Raw genomic sequence first — 22,839 nt, 5'->3', positions numbered from 1 at the left:
GTAGCGACTTATTTTTTTATTGATACATAAGGAGTTATGATGAATTTAGATAATTTAAATGACAGACAAAGAGAAGCAGTCGAAAATACAGATGGTCCTATGTTGATATTGGCAGGAGCAGGAAGTGGTAAAACAAAAGTTTTGACTACGAAAATTGCATATTGTTTGGAGAAAGGATTGTGTTCAAAATACGAAATTTTGGCAATTACCTTCACAAACAAAGCTGCCAAAGAAATGAAAGAAAGAGTTGAAAACATCTTACAAGAAGACGTAGACAGCATGTGGATAGGAACTTTTCATGCCATTTGTTCTAGAATATTGAGAGTAGAAATAGAAAGAATTGGTTTCGAAAGAAACTTTACAGTTTATGACAGAGCAGATCAAATATCTCTTGTAAAAGAATGTTTAAAGGATATGGGAGTAGATCCTAAAAATATCGAAATCAAAAACGAAATCAATACAATTTCTAGATTAAAAAACGCAGGTGCTACAGAAAAAAATATCGACAAAGAAGATTTTGATATAAGTTTAAGCACTTTTACTATGGAATTATTCCAAAAATACGAACACAAATTAAAAAGATACAATTCGTTAGACTTTGATGATTTGATTGTGAAGACTAATTTGTTGTTCGAAGAAAATACCGACTTGAGAGAAAAATATTCTGAAAGATTTAAGTACGTGTTTGTCGATGAATACCAAGATACAAACGATACTCAGTACAAGCTTATCAAAAATTTGGTTTCTAAAAACGATAATATTTGCTGTGTAGGAGATTCTGACCAATCAATTTACGGTTGGAGAGGAGCAAACATACAAAACATTCAAAACTTTGAAAAAGATTTTAAGAATGCAAAAGTTATTTTATTAGAACAAAATTATCGTTCAACACAACCTATCTTGGATTTGGCAAACACTGTGATTAAAAACAATTCACTTAGAAAAGATAAAAATTTGTGGACTGCAAAAAATGAAGGGGATATGCCTATATATAGGAGAATGTATTCTGATTTAGATGAGGCAGACCAAGTGGTTCAATGGATTGAGCAAGAAAGATATCGACAAAATCCATACGAAGAAATGGCGATTTTGTACAGAACTAATGCACAATCAAGACTCTTCGAAGAAAAATTGAATAGACTAGGAATTCCTAATAGAGTTGTAGGTGGATTGAAATTCTACGATAGAAAAGAAATCAAAGATTGTGTTAGTTATCTTAGAATTGTTGAAAATTTGAATGATAATATGGCATTAAATAGAATTATCAATGAGCCGAAAAGAGGAATTGGCAAAACAACTATGGATAAGTTGTTGCAATATTCTCAAGCAAGAGGAATTAGCATGATGGAATACATCAAAAACACAGATCTTCCTGATTTTTCAAATGTTACAGCAAAAAAACTTCAAGAGTTTTATTATTTAATCAAAAGCTTTCCAAAAGACGATTTGAATGTTGCAGAACTTATGGAATATATTTTGGATAAAACAGGATACAGAGAGAATCTAGAAAAATCAACTAATAGAGATGATAAGACAAGGTTGGAAAATATTGACGAATACATTTCGTCTTTATATCAATTTGTTCAAGATAATCCTGATAAAAACTTGAGAGAATATTTGGAAACATCTTCTTTGATGACTGATTTGGATAAAACAGATGACAATACTAAAGGTGTATCAATGATGACAATCCACGCGGCAAAAGGATTGGAGTTTGATGTTGTATTTTTCACTGGGCTAGAAGAAGGTACTATTCCATCAAGAGTAGATGAAGATGTAGAAGAAGAGAGAAGATTGTGCTACGTGGCAATCACAAGGGCAAGGAAAAAATTGTACATTACAAGTGTACAATCGAGAAGAAGATTTAATGAATTTCAAACAAAAGCTGAATCGAGGTTTATAGAGGAAATGGAAAATAAATATAAAGACGAATCTCCTAATAAAGAGGTTAGTTTTAGAGAATCGTTCAACACAAAAGTAGTTGACGATTACAGGACAGAAGCATCAGCTTCAATCACTAAAAAACAAAATACTGTTACTAAAAACAATGAAAAGTACAGAGCTGGAGATAAGGTTTCACACAAAAAGTTCGGAACTGGTGTAATCGTTGGAATTGTAGAAAAAGACAATGGAGATGAGTTGACGATTAATTTCGACAAAAAAGGATTGAAGAAGCTAAATTCATCACTAGCACCACTAACAAGGGTTGAATAATGGAAAAGGAAGACAGAATAAAATATTTAGTAGACATACTAAATAAATACGCTTTTCATTATTATACTTTGGACGATCCTTTGATTGAGGACTCAGAGTACGATGTTTTGTATGATGAGCTTGTAAATCTTGAAAAAGAGACGGGAATTATTCTACCAAATTCTCCTACAAATAGAATTGGTGGAGAAGTTTTATCGGGATTTGAAAAGCATGTGCACTTGAATACTTTGTACAGTTTAGGAAAAGCGCAAAGCAAAGAAGAAGTTAGAAATTGGGTCAATAAAACCATTGAGTTTGTAGAAAATTACAATAAAAATCATGTAAATAAATTGCCAACTGTTGAATTTTATGTAGAATTTAAGTTTGACGGTTTGACAGTAAATTTGACTTATGACGGTGGATATTTGGTAATGGCTACTACAAGAGGTAACGGCACTATCGGAGAAGTTATTACAAGCCAAGTGAGAACTATCAATTCAATTCCATTGAAAATAAAAGACACACGATTGATGGAAATCCAAGGCGAAGGAGTCATGCCACTTTCTTCATTAGAAAAATACAATAAAACTCATGAACCAAAACTAAAAAATGCTAGAAATGCAGTAGCAGGAGCTCTTAGAAACTTAGATCCAGCGGTAACAAGAGAAAGAAACTTGGATGCTTATTTCTACAATGTAAATTATTTGGAAGAAAACGGGCTTGAAACTCAAGAACAAATGATGAAATTTTTGAAAGATAATTATTTCAAATTGTATCCATACGAAAAACACGCTACGTCATTCGAAGAAATTTCAGGATTTATTGATGAGATTTTTGAATTAAGAAATGAAATTGACGTGTTGACTGACGGTGTGGTAATTAAAGTAAATGATTTTAAAACTAGAGAAAAATTAGGCTACACTAATAAATTTCCAAGATGGGCAATAGCTTACAAATTTGAACCTGAAAGATTTACAACAATTGTCAAAGAAGTGGAATGGAATGTTGGAAGAACTGGAAAAGTAACTCCGACGGCTTTGTTGGAACCTGTAGAAATTGGGAATGTAACTGTAAAAAGAGCTACACTTAATAATATTGACGATATTGAAAGAAAACAAGTAAGATTGAATTCAGAAGTTTTCATTAGAAGATCAAACGATGTAATTCCAGAAATAATGGGAGTCGTAAATCCTGAGCAAGAAGATACCAAAGAAATTGAAATCCCGCATTACTGTCCATATTGTCATAGTGAATTATTTAGAGATGGAGTCCATATTTTCTGTCCAAATTCAATGAGTTGTACTCCACAATTAGTTAAGAGAATGGTTCATTTTGCAAGTAGAAATGCAATGAATATCGACGGATTAAGCGAAAAAACTTTGGAAGTTCTTCTTGAAAAATTAAACATCACATCAATTGAAGAAATTTACGATGTAAAAAAAGAGCAGTTGTTGCAATTAGAAGGATTTAAAGAAAAGAAGAGCCAAAATCTTATCAATGCAATTGAAAAAAGCAAAAATGTTGATTTGGCTAATTTCATCTTTGCATTGGGAATTCCTGAAATTGGTGAGAAGACGAGCTTTGAATTGGCACAAAAATATAAAAGCTTTGATAATTTGAGAGAAGCGAAGTTTGAAGAATTAATTCAAATCGAAGATATTGGAAATGTAATTGCAGAAGAAATCGTAGAATTTTTCCATGACGAAACTATTTCTCATTCTATTGATTCACTTATATCAAAAGGAATTAAAATTAAAAACCCTGAAAATATTGAAAAGAAATTGGATAATTTAACTTTTGTGTTGACGGGAAGTTTGGTGAATTATTCTAGAAAAGAACTTACAGATAAGTTATCAAATTTGGGGGCAAAAGTTTCATCTTCTGTATCCAAAAATACTGATTATGTGGTGTATGGAGAAAAAGCTGGATCCAAACTTACAAAAGCGAAGGATTTGGGTGTAAAATTAATGACAGAAGATGAATTGAATTCATTCTTAGACAACTTATAAATTTAATTTATTTATGATAAAATTTAATCATGAATTAAAAAGGAGTTAGTATGATTAATCGAGATGAAGTAGTAAAAATCTATGATTTGGCTAACCTAGAGTTAACTGAAAACGTGGATGATTTATATGAAAAATACAATACTGTATTGGATTTTGCAAGTATGATTATGGAATGTGATACTGAAGGTGTGGAATACTTAGAATTTTTGCCACAATATCACAGCATACTTAGAGAAGATACACCAAAAGAATCAATTCCAAGAGAAGTTGCGTTAAAAAATGCAAAATCTCGTGAGTATGGTTATTTTAAATTGAAGAAAGTGGTGGAATAATGATAGAAAATCTTAGAAACAAATTTGTAGAAAATCCTGAGAGTTTAAAGGACTTCTACAATGATTTGGACAAATTAATAGAATCAAAAAAAGATTTGAATGTGTTCATAACTTACGACAAATCATTCGTTGACCAACAAGTTGAAAAGCTAATTGAAAAAGCAAAAAACAACGAAAAGCTGGGAAAAATGTTCGGTGTTGCAGTAAGCGTCAAGGACAATATCAATGTAAAAGATTTGAAGATGACTTGTGGATCAAAGATGTTAGAGGATTATGTTTCAATTTATGATGCCACTGTAATCAAAAAATTAAAAGAAGAAGATTGCGTTATAGTTGGAAAAGTTAATATGGATGAATTTGCCATGGGATCTTCTTCTGAAACAAGTTATTTTGGACCTACAAAAAATCCTGTAGACACAAAATTAATCCCAGGAGGTTCTTCATCAGGATCAGCTGCCAGTATCAAAGCTGAAATGGCTGTTGTAAGTTTGGGAACTGACACAGGCGGATCTAGCAGACAACCAGCCTCTTGTTGTAATGTCGTTGGATTTATGCCAACTTATGGTTCTATTTCTAGATTTGGAGTTCAATCAATGGCAAATACTTTGGATGAAGTTGGTATATTATCAAATTCTGTTGAAGATATAATGGATACTTACAATGTAATTGCAGGTCACGATGACAATGATATGACTACAATTCAATCTGAAGTAAATGTTCAAAAGAAAAATTATGATTTTAAGGGCAAAAACATTGCAGTTGTTGATTTGAAAAAATATAGCAAAGATAAAACAGTTATCAAAGAATACCAAGAAATATTGGAGATTCTAAAAAAATTAGGTGCCGATTTAGTAGAAATCGACTTTGAATATTTAAAATACGCAAATGCGCTATACAACGTAATAGTTACTAGTGAAGTGTCATCTAATATGTCAAGATTTGATGGAATTAGATATGGATATTTGACAGATGATTATGAAAATACAAGAGATTTATTCGTTAAGGTAAGAAGCGAAGGATTTGGCGAAGAAGTTAAGAGAAGAATTGCTATGGGAACTTTTTATCTAGCAAGTTCCAATGACCAAAAAATTTACAAACAAGGTTTAAAAGTTAGAAATCTACTTTCACAAGAATTTAAAAATATTTTCAAAGATTTTGATTTCATTGCTACACCTACAATGACAAGCTTACCTTACGAATTAGACAGTAGAAAAGACGATCCATTGGCTGTATACGATTCAGGTATTTTCAATGTAATTGTAAACTTGAGTGGATTGTGTGCTATTTCAATTCCTTACAAATCAGGAATATCAACTAGTTTGCAACTAATTGCAAATAGTCACGACGAAGAAAATTTATTGAATGCAGCTTTAGCGTTTGAAAGGAGATAGCATGAACTTAAAAACACTTATAGGATTGGAAATTCACGTTGAATTATCAACTAAAACTAAAATGTTTTGTGGTTGTAAGAATGAATTCGGACAAGTTCCAAACACAAATGTATGTCCGATTTGTTTAGGTCATCCTGGAGCACTTCCTCACATGAACAAAGAAGCTTTAAGATACGCTATCATGGCAGGACTAGCTTTTGATTGTGACATTGCTAATGAATTTAAGATGGACAGAAAAAAATACTTCTACCCTGATTTAGTTAAAGGATATCAAATCACGCAAGAGGACCAACCACTTTGCACAAATGGATATATTGAATTAAAATCATCTACTAAAGGTAAAAAAGTTAGAATTAGAAGAATTCACATAGAAGAAGATACAGGTAAATCAATCCACAACGAAAGTGGAAACACTTTAATGGATTATAACAGAGCGGGAGTTCCACTAATTGAAATAGTTAGTGAGCCAGATATGAGCACTCCTGATGAAGCCAGAGAATTTTTAGAAACTTTAAGAGAAAGAATTAAATATTTGAAAATATCAGATGTTAAGATGAGTGAAGGATCATTGAGATGCGATGTTAACATCAATGTTTACGATGAAGATTCTGATTTTAAAACTAAAATTTCTGAAATCAAAAACTTGAACTCATTCAAATCAGTATCAAAAGCTTTGGTTTATGAACAAGAAAGACACATCCAATTGGCAAAAGAAAATAAAATCGGCGAAAAAGAAACCAGAAGATGGGATGAGGACACTCAAACTACAATAGTTATGAGACACAAAGAAGAAGGAAATGATTACAGATTCTCAGTTGAAGGAGATATTCCTAAAACTTATGTGGAACAATCATATATCGAGGAAATCAAAAATAATTTGCCTGAACTTCCACAAATGCGTAAAGAAAGATTCATGAACGAATACAAGATTGATGAATACGACGCTGATATTCTTACAAGAAATGGATACTTGGCTGACTACTACGAAGAAGTTGTAAAAATTTCTAATGATCCTGTTCAATCTTCGAATTGGTTATTGGGAGATGTACTTCGTCAAGTAAATGAAAATGAAATTGAAGTAGAAGAAATGAATATGTCTGCTGAAAATTTGGCAAAATTGATTAAACTTTCTTCAGCTAAGAAAATAAATAATCAAACTGCAAAAAAAGTTTTGAGAGAAATGTTCAATGAAAACTTTGACCCAGAAGTTTATGTCAAAGAAAAAGGATTATTACAAGTTGATGACGATAATTTACTACAACAAATAGTGGATGAAGTCGTAGCAGAAAATCCAGAATCAATCGAAAGTATTAGAAATGGAAAAGATCGTGCTATAGGTTTCTTGGTTGGTCAATGTATGAAAAAATCAAAAGGTAAAGGAAATCCTCAAAAGTTCAATGAATTAATCAAAGAGAAAATCTAATGAAGAAAATATATTTATCTACAGGAAATAAAGGAAAAGTTTCTGAAATAAAAGAAATACTTTCTGATTTAAACTATGATGTGTATTCCAAATCCGAATTGGGTATAAATGAAGATGCAGTAGAAGATGCAGAAACTTTGGAAGGCAATTCACTTATCAAAGCTAAATTTCTAAAAAAATATACAGATGATATTGTAATGAGTGATGACACTGGGCTTTTCGTAAATTCTTTGGATGGAAGACCTGGAGTATACTCTGCGAGATTTGCAGGCGATGAGTGCGACGATAGTAAAAATCGTCAAAAACTTTTATCTGAATTGAAAGACAAAGAAGATAGAAGTGCTTATTTTGAAACTGTGATTACAATCATAGATTCAAATAATGAAATTCATCAAGCTAAAGGTAGAGTAGAGGGCAAGATTTTACTTGAAGAATGTGGAGAACATGGTTTTGGTTACGATAGTATATTTATGCCAGATGGTTACGATATAAGTTTTGCACAAATGGAAGATTTTGAGAAAAACAAGATTAGTCACAGGAAGAGAGCTCTCGAAAACGCCAAAATCATCTTGAAAGGTTTAAATGAAAGTAGCAATAATTAGTGGTACACATAACAAAATCACAAAGGTTTATGACTATTTATTTGATAAAGAAATTGACATCATCGTTCACTTAGGAGATGTGTGCGATGATGCAATTTTACTTGAAGATTTATTAAAAGTAGAAGTCATTTATGTAAAAGGAAATAACGATTTTTATGTTGCTGGTGGTGAATATGACAAGGTTATTAGAATTTCTGATAAAAATATTTTCATAACACATGGGCATAAGTACAATGTATCTTCAGGAGTGACAAGATTAGTCGAAAAGAGCAAATCTTTAAATTGCAAAATGTGTTTGTATGGACATACGCATAGGTATTTTAATGAAACAATTGATGGCGTTTGGGTTATCAATCCAGGATCTGTAACTTATCCAAGAGATGGTCAAGCTGGATTTTTAATATACGATACAAAAAAAGAACAAATAGAAAGGATACTTTTATGAACGTTTTAGACATTAAAGAACTTAGAGAAGATTTAGGTAAAAGAATTATCGATGGTGTAGAAAAATTAGGCAGAGAAGTTAAAGTTGCAACTGTAAGAGTTGGTGAAAATGCAGGAGATATTTCTTACGAAAAAGCTGTAAAAAACAACTGCGCTAAGTTGAACATAACTTGTGATCAAATAGTTTTAGAAGAAGGAGAAAATGAAAAATTAATCCAAACTATCAAAGAACTAAATGAAACACACGACGGTATATTGATGTTTAGACCATTAAAAGATAAAAAATTGGAAAAAGAAATTCAATATATAATCGCTCCAGAAAAAGATATCGATGCGATGGGAATGGTTAACTTAGGAAAAGTTTTGGCAGCAGAAGAAGATGCATATTATCCAGCTACAGCTAGAGCTGTTGTTGAAATAGTTAAATACTACAACTTTGACGTTAAAAACGTAGTAATCGTAAACAGATCATTAGTTTTAGGTAAACCACTTTTCAATATGCTTATAAAAGAAAATAAGACTGTTACAATGTGTCACTCTAGAACAGAAGACATAAAATCATTTACTAAAAACGCTGATTTGGTTGTAACTGCAGTTGGAAAAGCTAAAATGTTTGATGATTCTTACTTTACCGAAGATTCTTATGTAGTAGATGTTGGAGTTAGCTTGGATGAAAACGGAAAATTATCAGGCGATGTTAATCCAGAAGTTAACGTAAAAGTATTGGCAAATAGCGTTGGAAAAATCACAACAAGAGTATTATTGTTGCAAATGGTTGAAGGCGCTTTGAATAGACAATAATTTTTATCCCAAAAACCTCTTTATCAATTAAGATAAAGAGGTTTTTGATTGCAATAAACTAAAAGTGTATAATAGATTAGGTGATAATTTTGAAAATAGGCGCAGTAATAATGGCAAGTGGTTTGTCCAAGAGAATGAAATCTGACAAATTAATGCTGAAATATAATAATAGATTTATTTTTGAATATATTATTGATTTGGTAGCAAAATCAAACTTTTGTGATAGAGTTGTCATTACGAATAATTCTACGATAATAAAATATTGCAAAAAAATCGGAATCAAAACTATTAATAATCCGAACAATGAAATTGGACAAAGCGAATCAATCAAATTAGGAGTCAAATATTTCAAAGAGATGGATGGGATTTGTTTTCTAGTTTCTGACCAGCCATTATTAACAGAAATTTCAATAGAAAAATTAATTAATTCATTTGAAAAAAACAAGATTTGTCAATTGAAGTTTAATGATAAAGTTGGAAATCCTGTAATTTTCTCCAATAAATTTTTCAATCAATTATTGTCACTGAAAAACGATGAAAAAGGTTCAATAGTTAAGAACAAGAATTTGAATGATGTAAAATATGTAGATGTAAATTATGAAAGAGAACTAATGGACATAGACACGAGTGAAGATTATGAAAGGATTTTAAATGCAGAAAATTTGTTTAGTTAGAGGCGCAGGTGATATAGCCACAGGTACAATTCAAAAACTTGTTCGCGCTGGGTTCAAATGTGTTGTTACTGAAGTTTCAAATCCAAGTAGTATAAGAAGAAAAGTGTCACTTTCTGAGGCGATTTACGAGAAAAAAACAGTTGTAGAAGATATAGAAGCTGTTTTGTGCGAAAATTTAGATGAAATTGGGCAATACTTAGAACGATACAATCCCGTGATAATAGTAGATCCAAAACTTACAATATTAAATAAGATGAAATTTGATGTAGTGGTGGATGCTATATTAGCTAAGAAAAACTCTGGATTAAAAAAAGAAATGGCTGAGATTACGATAGGATTAGGCCCTGGTTTTGAAGCAGGTGTTGATTGCGATATTGTGATTGAAACTATGCGTGGTCATGATTTAGCAAGAATTATCGAACAAGGATTCGCAAAGAAAAACACAAGTATTCCAGGAATTATTGATGGATTTTCCAATGAAAGAGTTATATACTCTGATTTTGATGGTCAATTTACACATATTAAAAGTATTTCAGATATTGTTAATAAGGAAGAGATTATAGCAAAAGTCGGAGATAATTATATAAGAGCGACTTTAGATGGCGTTATACGTGGAATGATTAGAGATAATTTTGAGGTCAAAAAAGGACTTAAAATAATTGATATTGATCCGAGATATGAAGAAGTAGAAAATTGTTTTACAATTAGCGATAAAGCTAGAGCAATTGGTGGGGCAGTTTTGGAAGCGATTATGATGTTAGAAAACAGGAGAGAAAAGTATGCAAAATGATGTTTTGTTAGAAATGTATAAGTCTTTGGAAGATGGATATAAATGTATGATGGTGACATTGTTTAAAAATAGAGGATCAGTTCCTGGTAAACAAGGAAACATTATGGCTGTTCGTGAAGACGGAAAAACTTTTGGAACTGTAGGAGGTGGTGCTATCGAACACCAAGTAATCAAAGATTCTATTGAAAACTTAAAAAAAGATAGTGACTTCGAATTTGATTATGTTCTTAATGAGGGAGAAAAAGTTAGTATGAGTTGTGGAGGTAGGGCTAGTGGATTTGGTAAAGTGTTTTTTCCTAAACCAACTTTGATTATTTTTGGAGCTGGTCACTGTTCTCAAAAACTAGCCAGAATTGCAACTTTAACAAATTTTGAAGTCATAGTTGTTGATGATAGAGATGAGTTTATTTACAACGAAGATTTTTCTAATATAAAAAAATATATCAATAAAGAAATCGAAGATTCGATAGATGATTTGAGATTTACACCAGATACTTTTATTATATCTGCAACTAGAGACCATAAGCACGACGAAGAAGTTGCCTTTAATATTTTGAACAAACCCCATAAATACTTCGGAATGTTAGGCTCAAGGAAAAAAGCAGACACGTTAAAACGAAATTTGATAGAAAAAAATGTGGACAAGAGCTTAGTCGATAGTATTAATGTTCCAGTAGGGCTTGATATTGATGATGGATCTGTAGAAGAAATAGCTATTTCGATAATGTCTCAAATTTTAAAAGTTAAAAACGGAAAATAATTTAAACAAAGCATGACTTACATCAAAGTCATGCTTTTGTTTAATTTATTTATTTTTATTTTGGCAATCCGGACAGACACCTCTAAATTCAAGAGTATGTGAGTCAATTTTGAAACCGGTTTTGTTTTCCAAATCCGTCTCTATTTTTTCGACAGGACAATGATCGATAGGAATGATTTTGCCGCAAGATTCACAAATTATGCTGTGTTTATGTTTTTTGCCTTTTAATCTGTAGTATGAAATACCATCAATTTCACATACAATTTCAACTATTCCTTTATTTTTTAATATTTTTAAATTTCTGTAAATTGTAGACAAATTGGATTCTTCTTTCTCCTTAAAAATCTCATACAAATCTTCTGCAGATATAGGTTGTTCTGTTTTGTCTAAAATCGATATTATAAGTTTCCTTGCTTTTGTGATTCTTAAACCATTGTTCAACAAGATTTCGTTTTTCATATTATCACCTATCATTATTATATCATTTTATTATGAAATGTTTATGAATATTTAAATTTTAAATTTGGAAAAATGCTACAATTTGTCAACTTTTTCGTTATTAATATCTAAAATTTCACAGATTAGTGGTATAATATATAGTTAGTGAAATAAGGAGAGTTGTTTATGAACATTTTATTTTCACCACCTGATATTTCTGATAAAGAAATTGAAGAAGTGGTAGACGCATTAAAATCCGGTTGGATTACAACTGGACCGAAAACCAAACAATTAGAAAAAAACTTACAAGAATATACACAATCAAAAAAGACTTGTTGCTTTAATTCAGCAACTGCTGCATTGGAATGTGCGCTTAGAATTTTGGGCGTAAATGGAAAGAAGGATGAATGTATTACTTCGGCTTACACTTATACTGCAAGCTGTTCAGTTATAGATCATTTGAATGCTACGATTAAATTGGTAGACGTTCAAAAGGATTCCTACTTTATGGATTATGATAAATTATATGATTCCATAAATGAAAATACTAAGGCTATTATTCCAGTTGATATCGCAGGAGTTCCTGTTGATTACGATAAAATTTACGAAATAATTGAAGCTAAGAAATCAATATTCAGACCTTCAAATGAGATACAAGAATCTTTGGGAAGAGTTGCTTTGATTTCTGATAGTGCACATGCTTTAGGTTCAACATATAAGGGTAAAAAAATTGGATCATTCCAAGATATTGCATCTTTTTCATTCCATGCTGTTAAAAACTTTACTACAGCTGAAGGTGGAATGCTTGCTATAAATATTGGTGATGTAGATAAGATTTACAATGATTTACAATTATATTCCTTACATGGACAAAACAAAGATGCATTAGCCAAAACAAAATTAGGTGCATGGGAATACGACATTAAAGGCCTTTATTACAAATACAATATGCCTGATATATTAGCGGCAATTGGTCTTGCACAATTAGAAAGATATGACGATTTATTGGCTAGAAGAAAAGAAATAATAAAAATGTATAACGATGGTTTAGATAATACCTCAATAAGTTATTTAAATCATTTTGGAAAAGATTATACAAGTAACGGTCATTTGTATTTAACAAGAGTTGAAGGTATAGATGAACAAACTCGCAACGATATAATCGTCAAGATGGCAGAAAAAGGCATTGCTACTAATGTTCACTACAAACCAATTGCAATGATGACAGGATACAAAAATCTAGGATTTGATATCAAAGATTATCCTAATACTTTTGAACAATACAAAAACGAAATAACATTGCCGCTTCATACATTATTGTCAGATGATGAAGTAGCATATGTAATCGAAACTTACAAGGATATAGTTAGTGGTAAATAATATGGACAATCGAGTAGATGAAATCCTTAAAAATAGCAAATTTAATCTTTTCATCAAAAGATTATTTGATATTTTAGCATCTTTATTTGGAATTTTGGTTATGGCAATCCCAATGATTATAATTTCCATTGCTATAAAATTAGATTCAAAAGGTCCTGTGTTTTTCAAGCAAAAAAGAGTTAAGAAAAATAATAAGGACTTTACAATTTTGAAATTTAGAACGATGGTTGTGGATGCTCCAAAATTGGGAATGGCAATAACAGTTGGAAACGATCCTAGAATAACGAAAGTAGGAAAGTTTTTGAGAAAAACTAAATTAGATGAGTTTCCACAATTGTTCAATGTATTGGTCGGAGATATGAGTTTTGTTGGTCCGAGACCTGAAGTTAGAAAGTACGTCGATATGTATTCTGATTCGGACAAAGATATTTTGAAAATTAGACCAGGAATTACGGATTTGGCGAGTATAAAATACAGAGATGAATCAGAAATTTTGGACAAATCTGACAATCCTGAAAAGACATATGTTGAAGAAATTATGCCTAATAAAATCGAACTAAACAAACAATACATTGAAAATATTAATTTATTAAATGATATTAAAATAATTCTTCAAACATTGAAGATTTTATAGGAGTTTTATGAATATTTGGATTATAAATCATTATATTGATGTTCCAGGGAAGGGTAGATATTTAAGACATTATAATTTTGCAAAAGAATTACAAAAAAGAGGACATAATGTTACTTTATTTACAGCATCTACTACACATGGAACAGATTTAAATGTGATTAATGATGAAAAAAAATATAAAGAAGAAATAATTGATTCCTTGAAATTTGTATATATTAAGGCAAAAAATTACACTGGGAATGGTAAAGACCGTGTAATTAATATGATACAATTCTATAAAAACCTATTATCAGTATCTAAAAGGTACTCTGGGGTTGATGTTGTTTATTGTTCTGCACCTCATAGTTTAACTTGGTTAGCTTCAAGGAAAATAGCCAAAAACAATCACGCTAAATTAATTTGTGAAACAAGAGATTTATGGCCAGAAACTTTTATAGAAATGGGTAAATTCAGTAAAAATCATCCTGTGGCAAAAATTCTATATGCTATTGAGAAATCTGTGTATAAGTCTTCAGATGCTTTAATATTCACAATGGAGGGCGGAAAAGACTATCTGAAATCAAGAGGAATTAATAGAGATAATGTATTTCACATAAATAATGGAGTTGTACTAGAAGATTTCAATGAATCAATAAAAAAATATCATTTGGAAGATGTAGATTTAGATGATAAAAATATCTTTAAAATTGTTTATACAGGCGCTTTAGGACGAGCAAATCAAGTTGATACTTTGATTGATGCAATGAATAAACTTTCTGATTATGAAAATATAAAACTTATTGTTTATGGGAAAGGTGAATTTGAAGCAAGCCTTATAAAAAAAGTTAGAGAAAATTCACAAAAAAATGTTGTTTTTAAAGGTTCTGTTGACAAAAGATATGTACCTTCTATAGTTACAAGATCAGATTTGAATGTAATTACTGGACAAGATATTAATTTATATAAATATGGAATGAGTTTTAATAAACTATTTGAGTATTTAGCTGCAAACAAACCTATATTATCTAATTTAAAATGTAATTATGATATTATTGAAAAATTTAACTGTGGTAAGACAGTAAAAAGTGGTTCTGCAGATGCTTTAAGGGACGGAATATTGTACTTTTATAATTTAAAAGATATTGATTATAAACAATTTTGTGAAAATTCTAAAGAAGCAGCAGCAAATTATGATTACAAAATTTTAACTGATAAATTGGAAGATATATTTAAAACTTTAAATGGGGGATTTTAATGAATATACCATTGTTGAATTTGAAAAGACAATATAAGAACATTGAAGAAGAAGTAAATACAAGTGTATTAGAGTGTTTCAAAAATGCACAATATATAATGGGTGAAAATGTTAAACAATTTGAAAAAGAAATATCTGAAAAAATTGGTGTAAAACATGCAATTACAGTTGGAAATGGAACTGACGCTTTGATTATAGCGTTGAAGTCTTTGGGAATCAAAGAAGGAGATGAAGTTATAACTACTGATTACACTTTCTTTGCAACTGCTGAAGCTATAAGATTTGTTGGAGCTACACCTGTATTTTGTGATGTTGAATTGGATACTTATAATATCGATCCTTCTCAAATAGAAGAAAAGATTACAGACAAAACAAAGGCAATTATTTGTGTTCATTTATTTGGAAATGCATGTAAAATGGATGAAATAAATGATATTGCAAAAAGACATAATTTGTATGTTGTTGAAGATGCAGCACAAGCAATTAATTCACAATATAATGGCAAAAATGTAGGTAATTTAGGAGATGTAGCTTGTTTCTCATTTTTCCCTACAAAAAACTTAGGATGTTTTGGTGATGGTGGAATGATCACAACTAATGATGATGATTTGGCAACTATTATAAGAGCATTGAAGGTTCACGGTAGTGGCGAAAATGGGATGAAAGCTTATGCTATATTAAATGATGAAGAAGTTGAGGTTGTGGAACAAAATTCAGGAGATAATACTGTTTACAATCCATTGAAATACTATAACTATTTAATCGGTCACAATTCAAGATTAGACGAAATCCAGGCTGCTATTTTGAGAATTAAATTAAAGCATTTAGACGAATATACAGAAAACAGAGGAAGTATTTCACACGGATACATCGAAGCTTTAAAGGATACTTCATTGGTAATGCCAACAGAAACTGAAGGCGGAAAGCACGTTTTCCATTTATTTATTTTACAATCTGAAAACAGAGAAGAAATAGAATCAAAATTAAAAGAAAAAGGCATCGCTACTGGAACTTATTACAAGGTTCCTATGCATTTACAAAAAGCTTTTAATGATTTAGGATATAAGAAGGGAGATTTCCCTAATGCGGAATATCTTTCAGAAAGAACTTTTGCTATTCCATTGTTCCCAGAAATGAACGATGAGGAAAGAGAATATATTATTAATTCTATAAAGGAGATAGTATAATGGACTTTTTTGCTCATGAGTCTTGCTATATAGATGAAGAGACAAAGATTGGTAAAGGTACTAAAATTTGGCATTTTAGTCATGTGATGTCAGGTAGCACTATTGGAGAAAAATGTAATATTGGTCAAAATGTTGTTATTTCTCCAGATGTTACGCTTGGTAATAATTGTAAAGTTCAAAATAATGTTAGTGTGTATACTGGTGTTGTTTGTGAAGATGGTGTGTTCCTAGGACCTTCTTGTGTATTTACAAATGTTATTAATCCAAGGGCTTTTATTGAGAAAAAAGATGAATATCGAAAAACAACTATTAAAGAAGGCGCGTCTATTGGCGCCAATGCGACTATTGTTTGTGGAAACACAATTGGCAAATATGCTATAATTGGAGCAGGAGCAGTTGTTACAAAAGATGTCGGGGATTACGAAATTGTAGTAGGAAATCCAGCTAGACATCATGGATATGCATGTTCATGTGGAGAAAACCTAAAAAGAGTTTCCCTCACAGATTATATATGTGAAAAATGTGACAAGAAATATTTATTAAATGATTATAAATTGAGTGAGGTATCAAATGAATAATTTAAAAGAAGAATTATTGGGAAAAATCGAAGATAAATCTCTAGTAGTAGGGGTTGTGGGATTAGGTTATGTAGGATTGCCATTAGCAGTTGAAAAGGCAAAAGCCGGTTATACTGTTATTGGATTTGATGTACAACCTGAAAAAGTTCAAATGGTTAACGATGGAGTTAATTATATTGGTGATGTTGTTGATTCAGAATTAAAAGCTATTGTTGAATCTGGAAAATTAAGAGCTACAAGTGATTTTGAATCAGTTGCAAGTTGTGATTTCATAGCTATTGCTGTTCCAACACCATTGGATATTTACCAACAACCAGACATTTCTTACGTTGAAAAATCAACTACAGATGTTTCTAAACATTTGAAAAAAGGATCTATAGTTGTCTTAGAATCCACTACTTATCCAGGAACTACTGAAGAATTAATGAGGCCTATATTGGAAAATGGTTCAGGCTTGAAATGTGAAGAAGATTTTTACTTAGCATTCTCTCCTGAAAGAGTAGATCCGGGTAACAAACAATACAAAACTAAGAACACTCCAAAAGTTGTTGGAGGAATTGGTTCAGAATCTACAGAAGTTGCAGCAGCATTGTACAGAAATGTACTTGAAGGAGAAGTTATGACTGTATCTTCACCAAGAGTTGCTGAAATGGAAAAAATTCTTGAAAACACATATAGAAATGTAAATATCGGATTGGTAAATGAATTTGCCAAATTAGCTAATAAAATGGATATCAATATGTGGGAAGTAGTAGACGCTGCTAAGACAAAACCATACGGATATCAAGCATTCTATCCAGGTCCTGGTGTAGGTGGACACTGTATACCATTGGATCCATTCTATTTGACTTGGAAAGCTAGAGAATACGATGTACACATGCCAATCATAGAAGCAAGTGGTACTGTAAATGATAGTATGCCTGAATGGGTTGTAGATAGATCTATGAAGATTTTATCTAGAAAATTTAAAAAACCTTTAAATGGTTCAAAAGTTTTAATTCTAGGTATTGCTTACAAAAAAGACATCGACGATTTAAGAGATTCTCCAGCATTTGTTGTAATGGATAAATTCAGAGAAGAAGGAGCAATCGTAGATTATTATGATGGATTCAATCCTTCTTATTTCAACCCAGATGGATCTAAGACATACTCATTAAAAGAAATTAATCCAGAAGTAGTTAAAGGCTACGATTTAGTTGTAATAACTGCAGATCACACAAATGTTGATTATCAAATGGTTGTAGACAATGCACCATTTGTATTTGATACAAAATATGCTACAAGAAACGTAGAAAACAATAAAGATAAAATAGAATTATTATAAGAGGTAATATGCAAAAAATTAAATGCGCAATGATTGGCTGTGGTAGAATTTCTTATAAACACGTAGAAGGAATTGCAAACAATGATTCAGAAATGGAATTAATTGCAGTATGCGATATTATTGAAGAAAGAGCCATCGAAAAAAGAGATGAATATTTGGAAAGATTTTCTGACAGAGATGTAAAAGTATACACTGATTACAAAAAAATGTTAGAAGAGGTCGACATAGATATGTGCTCTATTTCAACAGAAAGTGGTTATCATGGTGAGATAGCTCTTTACTGTTTAGAACAATCAAAACATGTATTGATTGAAAAACCAATGGCTATGAGTTTGGAAGAAATAGATAAAATTAATAAGTTAGCTGATGAAAAAGGATTAAAAGTTGGAGTGTGTCACCAAAATAGATTTAATCCTCCAATTCAAAAATTGAAAAAGACAATTGATGCTAATAAATTTGGAAAATTGACAAACATCACAGCAAGGGTTTTATGGAACAGAAATCAAAACTACTATAACTTAGCCCCATGGAGAGGAACAAAGGCATTAGATGGTGGTACATTGATGAACCAATGTATACATGCACTAGACTTGCTGTTATGGATGATGAACGATGAATTAGTAAGCGTAAAGGCTGAAACAGAAACTTTCCTAAGAGACATAGAAATGGAAGATTACGGCGTAATTTTGATGAGATTTAAGAGCGGTAGAATTGGACTATTGGAAGGTAGTGCCGATGTTTATCCTAAAAATCTTGAAGAAACTATTTCTGTATTTGGGTCAACAGGAACTGCCGTTATCGGTGGGTTAGCTGTTAACGAAATAAAAACTTGGGTATTTGAAGATGAATCTGAAACCGGAGAATTGGAAGATGATAAATCTATCGATAATGTGTACGGAAACGGACACACTCCATTATATAAAGATTTTATTCACGCAATAAATACAAATACTCAGCCGCTAATCAATGGTCACGAAGGAAGAAAGCCAGTTGAAGTATTAATGAAAGCTTACGGTTGGATTGACTAATATAATATTTTGAAAACAAACAAGCTCTTGATTTTTATCAAGAGCTTGTTTCAATTTAATTAGTATTTATAGAAACCTTCTTTTGTTCCTCTACCTAATTTGTTTTCATCTATATATTTCTTTAACATTTGTGCAATCTGATATGTTACAGAATTTTCATCATTTACATCTGGTTTATTTAAAGTGATATTATAAGCAGTTTTAAGACCGACTACATCTAGTATTTGGAAAGGTCCAAATGGAGCACCTGTTCCGTATCTCCAAGCGTTGTCGATATCTTCGATGTCAGCTATGTCTAAAGCCTTTAGAGTCATTGCTGCATCTAGTAATGGAACTAATAATGAATTTAGTAGATATCCTGGTTGTTCTTTCTTTAATTTTAATGGAATCATTCCTATATCTTTTGCGAAGTTAACTACTTCATCGTATACTTCATGGGAAGTTTCGCTGTGTCCCATAATTTCTGCTGTATTATTGTTCCAAATTTCATTTGCAAAGTGAAGAGCAAGATATTTTTCTGGATGAGGAAGTAAATCCTTAAACGAACTTGGTAATAATGTTGATGAATTTGTTGCAACTATAGTATTATCATTTAATACTTTGGCCAAATTCGTATAAAAATCTGATTTTTGTTCTGGGTTTTCAGAAACAGCTTCAATCAATAAATCACAATTTTCAACTGATTTTTCTAAGTCTGTTAAAAGATGAATCCTATTAAACCCTTCTTCTACATCTTTTTTTAAATTTTCAATATCATCAAGTATCAATTTATTTGAAGAAATACCTCTAGGTATAATGACTGAGTTAACAGTGTTATCATCAGATAATCCAACCTTAATTCTATCTAGTATACTTAGATATGTTTCTTTTAATGCATCAAAACGTGGCTTAGCTCTATCTACAGAACCTTCACTTCTTAACCATACGTTGACCTCAAAGCCTTTAAATGCAGTTTGAAATGCTATTTGAGATCCTAAAACTCCTCCACCAGCCACTGTTACATTTTTAATTTTCATAAATTTGCCTCCTTTAAATTAACCTATATTGTAAGTTTATTCAATATTTATATACCCCTTAAGTAATTTTACAAATCGTAATTGAACAAATTGTGTAATTTTTCGCGTTTTTAATTTTTAAAATGTTTAGAAATTTATAAGAAGGGTATAATTAAATTAAGGCGCTAGAGGTTAAAACCATTTTTAAAACAATTAATAAAGAGTAAATTTTTATAATTTAACAAATTGCTGTTTAGGATTTATTCAAAAGTGGTATATATATTAGGTAACAAATATATCAATAATTTACAAGGAGGTTTTATGAGTGGATTTAAAAAATTTGTTCATATATTGTTTTCAATATTACTAATTTTGTTTTCTTTAGTAATGTTTTTCACAGTATTCAATTTTGGACAAGTTAGTTATAATCTCAGAGAGCTCATGATGAATGAGGTATGCTTTTATATATTAGCAGTTATAGGAGCCTTAATTTTACTAGGGGCACTTATAATAATGTTTAAAGCAATACTCTCTGATAGTTTAAGTGATTTCTTGATCTCAAAAGACAAGGATGGAGAAGTTATGATATCTACAGATGCACTTGAAAATACTGTAAAAAGTACAGTAAATAGATTTAATGATGTCAGAACTTCTAATGTTAATGTAAGAGTCAACAATTCAAATGAACCATATATGAATTGTGATGTAGAGGTTGGAGTAAGGGATATGTCAAATGTAGGAGGTCTTGGTGAAAACATCAAAAATGATATCAAGACTAATTTGGAAACTTTAACTGGTTACAAAGTTAAAGATATTACTGTAAAATTCTTGGATTTGGCAAAATCTACAAATAAAAGGGTAGTATAGGGGGTAAGAATGAATAATAACAAAATGTTAGACAATTTTCAATCCCCAGATGAACAAAGAAAAATAATTTTTGTAAAAGAAGATTCAAAAGATAAATTTGACGAAAGGTTAATAAAAAATTTATCCGGGTTAAGGAAACCAACTAAGTATGGAATTTTAGGTGTAATAATTGCACTTTCATTTTTGAAGCTTGGTTTTTGGTCAACAATCTTAATACTATTGCTTTTTGGTATAGGTTATGGTTATGGATTGTATAAAGAAGGTAATCCTAAATTTATCAGATTCTTGATGAATTTATTTAGGAAATAATATAGTATAAAAGGAGATTAGAATGATGGAAGAAAAAAAATACAATGAAGTAAACAAAGTAAATGAAGAAAAAGCTGAAAAAGAAAAGGAACAAAAACACGAATCAAAATTAACTTTTGATAACTCTGTAGTTCAAAAGATCGCTGCAATAGCAGTTAGAGAAATTCCTGGTGTTTTAGATATGGAAGGTGGATTCTTCTCAGGAATTCAAGAAACTTTCGGTGGATATAATGCAACTAAAGGTATTGATGCTGAAGTTGGCGAAAAAGAAGCTGCAATTGATGTATCAGTAATATTAGAATATGGAGTATCAGCTGTAAAAGTATTCCAACAACTACAAGAAGTTGTAAAACAAAGTGTAAAGAAGATGACTGGATTAGATGTTGTAGAAGTTAACTGCAAAGTAGTTGATGTTATGACAAGAAAAGAATTCAACTTGAAAAACAAAAAAGAAGAAGAAAATAAAAGTGGATTAAAATAAACTAAATTAAAAAGGGAAGGCATCATGCCTTCCTTATTTTAATGTTACGACAGCTCCGTAGATATGGGGACCTGTATGTATAACAAAAAGACTAGAAATAGGTCTCTTATAAATTTTAACATTAGGATAATAATCTTGTATTACTTTTTCTAATTCATCTGCATTTTCTTGTAGGTTTGAATGCATTATATAGATATTGTCTATTTGATCGTTGGCTGCGAAGTCAATTATATAATTAAGGATTTGTTGATTGACTTTTTTTCTGCCTCTTACTGCATCTATAACTTCCAAATTTCCAGTTTTTTTGATGCAAGTTATAATGGGTTTTATGTTTAATAGATTTCCAACGACTTTACTTGAGCGTTTAATACGACCACTTGTGTAAAGATAATCCAATTTGTCTACAGTAAAAAAGAAATCTTCTTTTGTTTTTAGTTTTTCTAATTCTTTTACTATTTCTTCGAAACTTATGCCATTTTCCTTCATTTTTACAGCTTTTTCAATTAGAAAACCCATTCCCATTGAACATGATCTGCAGTCTATCAAATGATATGTAATTTTATCAGAGTATAAGTTTAATATTTGTTGAAATAGATTATAAGTCCCGCTAATTCCGCAGCTCATGCATGTAGCTATTATATGTGTGTATCCTTCTGATATGATGTATTCTATTTTGTCAATCAAATCACTTGTTAAGGGAAGCGAACTACTAATAGTGTTACTATTAATGTCGTTTATAACGTCGTCAATATTTTTTTCATATTTATCTTTATACGTAACTTCCGAATTGTAAATGATTTGAAGAGGGACTTCTACAATATTGTATTCTTTAATAATTGATGGATCTACATCAGATGTAGTATCAGTTAGAATAGCAATTTTTTGCATTTTTTATTCCTTTCTAAATCGTTTAATAATTTTGTATATACAAGTTAACATAACTATTATATCATTTTAACGAAAAA

24 protein-coding genes are annotated in these 22,839 nt (G+C 30.7%); 21 read left to right on the top strand and 3 right to left on the bottom strand.

The annotated features are described in order from the left end of the window. Window positions 1–39: 39 nt before the first annotated feature. The 11 genes from DES33_RS06830 (at window position 40) to DES33_RS06780 (ending at window position 11,419) form a co-directional block, all read left to right on the top strand. Window positions 40–2,214, top strand: coding sequence for an ATP-dependent helicase (locus tag DES33_RS06830; RefSeq protein ID WP_110058492.1), 2,175 nt, complete (start codon window positions 40–42; stop codon window positions 2,212–2,214). Continuing rightward, window positions 2,214–4,202, top strand: a complete 1,989-nt coding sequence (gene ligA / locus DES33_RS06825; RefSeq protein WP_110058491.1) for an NAD-dependent DNA ligase LigA — start codon at window positions 2,214–2,216, stop codon at window positions 4,200–4,202. The genes DES33_RS06830 and ligA overlap by 1 nt, the downstream gene beginning before the upstream one ends. Before the next feature lie 50 nt (window positions 4,203–4,252). After that, window positions 4,253–4,534 (top strand): Asp-tRNA(Asn)/Glu-tRNA(Gln) amidotransferase subunit GatC, encoded by a 282-nt coding sequence (gene gatC / locus DES33_RS06820; RefSeq protein WP_094224551.1) that lies wholly within the window; start codon window positions 4,253–4,255, stop codon window positions 4,532–4,534. Continuing rightward, window positions 4,534–5,925 carry an Asp-tRNA(Asn)/Glu-tRNA(Gln) amidotransferase subunit GatA gene (gatA, locus tag DES33_RS06815; protein WP_110058490.1) on the top strand — a complete coding sequence of 464 codons (1,392 nt, stop codon included), beginning with the start codon at window positions 4,534–4,536 and terminating at the stop codon, window positions 5,923–5,925. The genes gatC and gatA overlap by 1 nt, the downstream gene beginning before the upstream one ends. Before the next feature lies 1 nt (window position 5,926). Continuing rightward, entirely contained in the window at window positions 5,927–7,348 is a 1,422-nt protein-coding gene (gatB, locus tag DES33_RS06810) for an Asp-tRNA(Asn)/Glu-tRNA(Gln) amidotransferase subunit GatB (RefSeq protein ID WP_110058489.1), read from the top strand. Beyond that, window positions 7,348–7,950, top strand: coding sequence for an RdgB/HAM1 family non-canonical purine NTP pyrophosphatase (gene rdgB, locus DES33_RS06805; RefSeq protein ID WP_110058488.1), 603 nt, complete (start codon window positions 7,348–7,350; stop codon window positions 7,948–7,950). The genes gatB and rdgB overlap by 1 nt, the downstream gene beginning before the upstream one ends. Continuing rightward, window positions 7,931–8,395, top strand: a complete 465-nt coding sequence (locus tag DES33_RS06800) for a metallophosphoesterase family protein (RefSeq protein ID WP_110058487.1) — start codon at window positions 7,931–7,933, stop codon at window positions 8,393–8,395. The genes rdgB and DES33_RS06800 overlap by 20 nt, the downstream gene beginning before the upstream one ends. Beyond that, entirely contained in the window at window positions 8,392–9,195 is an 804-nt protein-coding gene (locus DES33_RS06795) for a bifunctional 5,10-methylenetetrahydrofolate dehydrogenase/5,10-methenyltetrahydrofolate cyclohydrolase (RefSeq protein WP_094206992.1), read from the top strand. The genes DES33_RS06800 and DES33_RS06795 overlap by 4 nt, the downstream gene beginning before the upstream one ends. A gap of 80 nt (window positions 9,196–9,275) precedes the next feature. After that, window positions 9,276–9,869 (top strand): NTP transferase domain-containing protein, encoded by a 594-nt coding sequence (locus DES33_RS06790; protein ID WP_227930568.1) that lies wholly within the window; start codon window positions 9,276–9,278, stop codon window positions 9,867–9,869. Beyond that, window positions 9,847–10,659, top strand: a complete 813-nt coding sequence (gene yqeB, locus DES33_RS06785) for a selenium-dependent molybdenum cofactor biosynthesis protein YqeB (protein WP_094224557.1) — start codon at window positions 9,847–9,849, stop codon at window positions 10,657–10,659. Before DES33_RS06790 ends, yqeB begins: the two co-directional genes overlap by 23 nt. Continuing rightward, entirely contained in the window at window positions 10,649–11,419 is a 771-nt protein-coding gene (locus DES33_RS06780; RefSeq protein ID WP_094224558.1) for an XdhC family protein, read from the top strand. Before yqeB ends, DES33_RS06780 begins: the two co-directional genes overlap by 11 nt. Window positions 11,420–11,464: 45 nt before the next feature. On the opposite strand, the gene DES33_RS06775 is transcribed toward DES33_RS06780, so the two are convergent. Then, window positions 11,465–11,878 carry a Fur family transcriptional regulator gene (locus tag DES33_RS06775; protein WP_094224559.1) on the bottom strand — a complete coding sequence of 138 codons (414 nt, stop codon included), beginning with the start codon at window positions 11,876–11,878 and terminating at the stop codon, window positions 11,465–11,467. Window positions 11,879–12,043: 165 nt separating this feature from the next. Here DES33_RS06775 and DES33_RS06770 point away from each other — a divergent pair, with 165 nt between their 5' ends. Genes DES33_RS06770 through DES33_RS06740 form a run of 7 tightly spaced genes read left to right on the top strand, consistent with a single transcriptional unit; the run spans window position 12,044 to window position 19,222 of the window. Continuing rightward, window positions 12,044–13,237, top strand: a complete 1,194-nt coding sequence (locus tag DES33_RS06770; protein ID WP_110058486.1) for a DegT/DnrJ/EryC1/StrS family aminotransferase — start codon at window positions 12,044–12,046, stop codon at window positions 13,235–13,237. Window position 13,238: 1 nt separating this feature from the next. Beyond that, the gene (locus tag DES33_RS06765; protein ID WP_094224561.1) at window positions 13,239–13,871 is read left to right on the top strand and encodes a sugar transferase; all 633 of its coding nucleotides are present in this window, start codon (window positions 13,239–13,241) and stop codon (window positions 13,869–13,871) included. 7 nt (window positions 13,872–13,878) lie between these two features. Further along, window positions 13,879–15,105, top strand: coding sequence for a glycosyltransferase family 4 protein (locus DES33_RS06760; protein WP_094224562.1), 1,227 nt, complete (start codon window positions 13,879–13,881; stop codon window positions 15,103–15,105). After that, window positions 15,105–16,292, top strand: a complete 1,188-nt coding sequence (locus DES33_RS06755) for a DegT/DnrJ/EryC1/StrS family aminotransferase (RefSeq protein WP_110058485.1) — start codon at window positions 15,105–15,107, stop codon at window positions 16,290–16,292. The genes DES33_RS06760 and DES33_RS06755 overlap by 1 nt, the downstream gene beginning before the upstream one ends. Further along, window positions 16,292–16,870 (top strand): acyltransferase, encoded by a 579-nt coding sequence (locus DES33_RS06750; protein WP_094224564.1) that lies wholly within the window; start codon window positions 16,292–16,294, stop codon window positions 16,868–16,870. Before DES33_RS06755 ends, DES33_RS06750 begins: the two co-directional genes overlap by 1 nt. After that, entirely contained in the window at window positions 16,863–18,194 is a 1,332-nt protein-coding gene (locus DES33_RS06745) for a nucleotide sugar dehydrogenase (protein WP_094205515.1), read from the top strand. Before DES33_RS06750 ends, DES33_RS06745 begins: the two co-directional genes overlap by 8 nt. Before the next feature lie 8 nt (window positions 18,195–18,202). After that, on the top strand, window positions 18,203–19,222 hold the full coding sequence (locus tag DES33_RS06740) for a Gfo/Idh/MocA family protein (protein ID WP_110058484.1): 1,020 nt from the start codon (window positions 18,203–18,205) through the stop codon (window positions 19,220–19,222). Window positions 19,223–19,281: 59 nt separating this feature from the next. On the opposite strand, the gene DES33_RS06735 is transcribed toward DES33_RS06740, so the two are convergent. Next, window positions 19,282–20,238 carry a 3-hydroxyacyl-CoA dehydrogenase gene (locus DES33_RS06735; RefSeq protein WP_094224566.1) on the bottom strand — a complete coding sequence of 319 codons (957 nt, stop codon included), beginning with the start codon at window positions 20,236–20,238 and terminating at the stop codon, window positions 19,282–19,284. A 300-nt stretch (window positions 20,239–20,538) separates the two neighbouring features. On the opposite strand from DES33_RS06735, the gene amaP reads away from it, so the two are divergent. From amaP to DES33_RS06720, 3 genes are read left to right on the top strand one after another with little or no spacing between them, the layout of a single operon-like run. Beyond that, a complete protein-coding gene (gene amaP, locus DES33_RS06730) occupies window positions 20,539–21,084 on the top strand; it encodes an alkaline shock response membrane anchor protein AmaP (protein ID WP_094224567.1) in 546 nt (181 codons plus the stop codon). A 9-nt stretch (window positions 21,085–21,093) separates the two neighbouring features. Beyond that, window positions 21,094–21,393, top strand: a complete 300-nt coding sequence (locus DES33_RS06725; protein ID WP_094224568.1) for a DUF2273 domain-containing protein — start codon at window positions 21,094–21,096, stop codon at window positions 21,391–21,393. Window positions 21,394–21,415: 22 nt separating this feature from the next. Further along, window positions 21,416–21,874, top strand: coding sequence for an Asp23/Gls24 family envelope stress response protein (locus DES33_RS06720; RefSeq protein ID WP_227905412.1), 459 nt, complete (start codon window positions 21,416–21,418; stop codon window positions 21,872–21,874). Window positions 21,875–21,907: 33 nt separating this feature from the next. On the opposite strand, the gene DES33_RS06715 is transcribed toward DES33_RS06720, so the two are convergent. Next, window positions 21,908–22,762: a DegV family protein gene (locus DES33_RS06715; RefSeq protein ID WP_094224569.1), complete on the bottom strand. Its 855-nt coding sequence runs from the start codon at window positions 22,760–22,762 to the stop codon at window positions 21,908–21,910. Between the last annotated feature and the right edge of the window lie 77 nt (window positions 22,763–22,839).

Source organism: Finegoldia magna, from assembly GCF_003182075.1.
Taxonomy (GTDB): Bacteria; Bacillota; Clostridia; order Tissierellales; family Peptoniphilaceae; genus Finegoldia; species Finegoldia magna.
The sequence above is the reverse complement of the archived record's forward strand: the minus strand, read 5'-3'. Positions and strand labels throughout refer to the sequence as shown.

Coding starts and splice junctions, on each gene's coding strand:
- DES33_RS06800 (WP_110058487.1), top strand. CDS start 7,931: ATGAAAGTAGCAATAATTAGTGGTACACATAACAAAATCACAAAGGTT.
- DES33_RS06780 (WP_094224558.1), top strand. CDS start 10,649: ATGCAAAATGATGTTTTGTTAGAAATGTATAAGTCTTTGGAAGATGGA.
- ligA (WP_110058491.1), top strand. CDS start 2,214: ATGGAAAAGGAAGACAGAATAAAATATTTAGTAGACATACTAAATAAA.
- DES33_RS06830 (WP_110058492.1), top strand. CDS start 40: ATGAATTTAGATAATTTAAATGACAGACAAAGAGAAGCAGTCGAAAAT.
- DES33_RS06725 (WP_094224568.1), top strand. CDS start 21,094: ATGAATAATAACAAAATGTTAGACAATTTTCAATCCCCAGATGAACAA.
- DES33_RS06760 (WP_094224562.1), top strand. CDS start 13,879: ATGAATATTTGGATTATAAATCATTATATTGATGTTCCAGGGAAGGGT.
- DES33_RS06735 (WP_094224566.1), bottom strand. CDS start 20,238: ATGAAAATTAAAAATGTAACAGTGGCTGGTGGAGGAGTTTTAGGATCT.
- amaP (WP_094224567.1), top strand. CDS start 20,539: ATGAGTGGATTTAAAAAATTTGTTCATATATTGTTTTCAATATTACTA.
- gatC (WP_094224551.1), top strand. CDS start 4,253: ATGATTAATCGAGATGAAGTAGTAAAAATCTATGATTTGGCTAACCTA.
- yqeB (WP_094224557.1), top strand. CDS start 9,847: ATGCAGAAAATTTGTTTAGTTAGAGGCGCAGGTGATATAGCCACAGGT.
- DES33_RS06715 (WP_094224569.1), bottom strand. CDS start 22,762: ATGCAAAAAATTGCTATTCTAACTGATACTACATCTGATGTAGATCCA.
- DES33_RS06740 (WP_110058484.1), top strand. CDS start 18,203: ATGCAAAAAATTAAATGCGCAATGATTGGCTGTGGTAGAATTTCTTAT.
- DES33_RS06795 (WP_094206992.1), top strand. CDS start 8,392: ATGAACGTTTTAGACATTAAAGAACTTAGAGAAGATTTAGGTAAAAGA.
- DES33_RS06720 (WP_227905412.1), top strand. CDS start 21,416: ATGATGGAAGAAAAAAAATACAATGAAGTAAACAAAGTAAATGAAGAA.
- gatB (WP_110058489.1), top strand. CDS start 5,927: ATGAACTTAAAAACACTTATAGGATTGGAAATTCACGTTGAATTATCA.
- DES33_RS06750 (WP_094224564.1), top strand. CDS start 16,292: ATGGACTTTTTTGCTCATGAGTCTTGCTATATAGATGAAGAGACAAAG.
- rdgB (WP_110058488.1), top strand. CDS start 7,348: ATGAAGAAAATATATTTATCTACAGGAAATAAAGGAAAAGTTTCTGAA.
- DES33_RS06755 (WP_110058485.1), top strand. CDS start 15,105: ATGAATATACCATTGTTGAATTTGAAAAGACAATATAAGAACATTGAA.
- DES33_RS06770 (WP_110058486.1), top strand. CDS start 12,044: ATGAACATTTTATTTTCACCACCTGATATTTCTGATAAAGAAATTGAA.
- gatA (WP_110058490.1), top strand. CDS start 4,534: ATGATAGAAAATCTTAGAAACAAATTTGTAGAAAATCCTGAGAGTTTA.
- DES33_RS06765 (WP_094224561.1), top strand. CDS start 13,239: ATGGACAATCGAGTAGATGAAATCCTTAAAAATAGCAAATTTAATCTT.
- DES33_RS06745 (WP_094205515.1), top strand. CDS start 16,863: ATGAATAATTTAAAAGAAGAATTATTGGGAAAAATCGAAGATAAATCT.
- DES33_RS06775 (WP_094224559.1), bottom strand. CDS start 11,878: ATGAAAAACGAAATCTTGTTGAACAATGGTTTAAGAATCACAAAAGCA.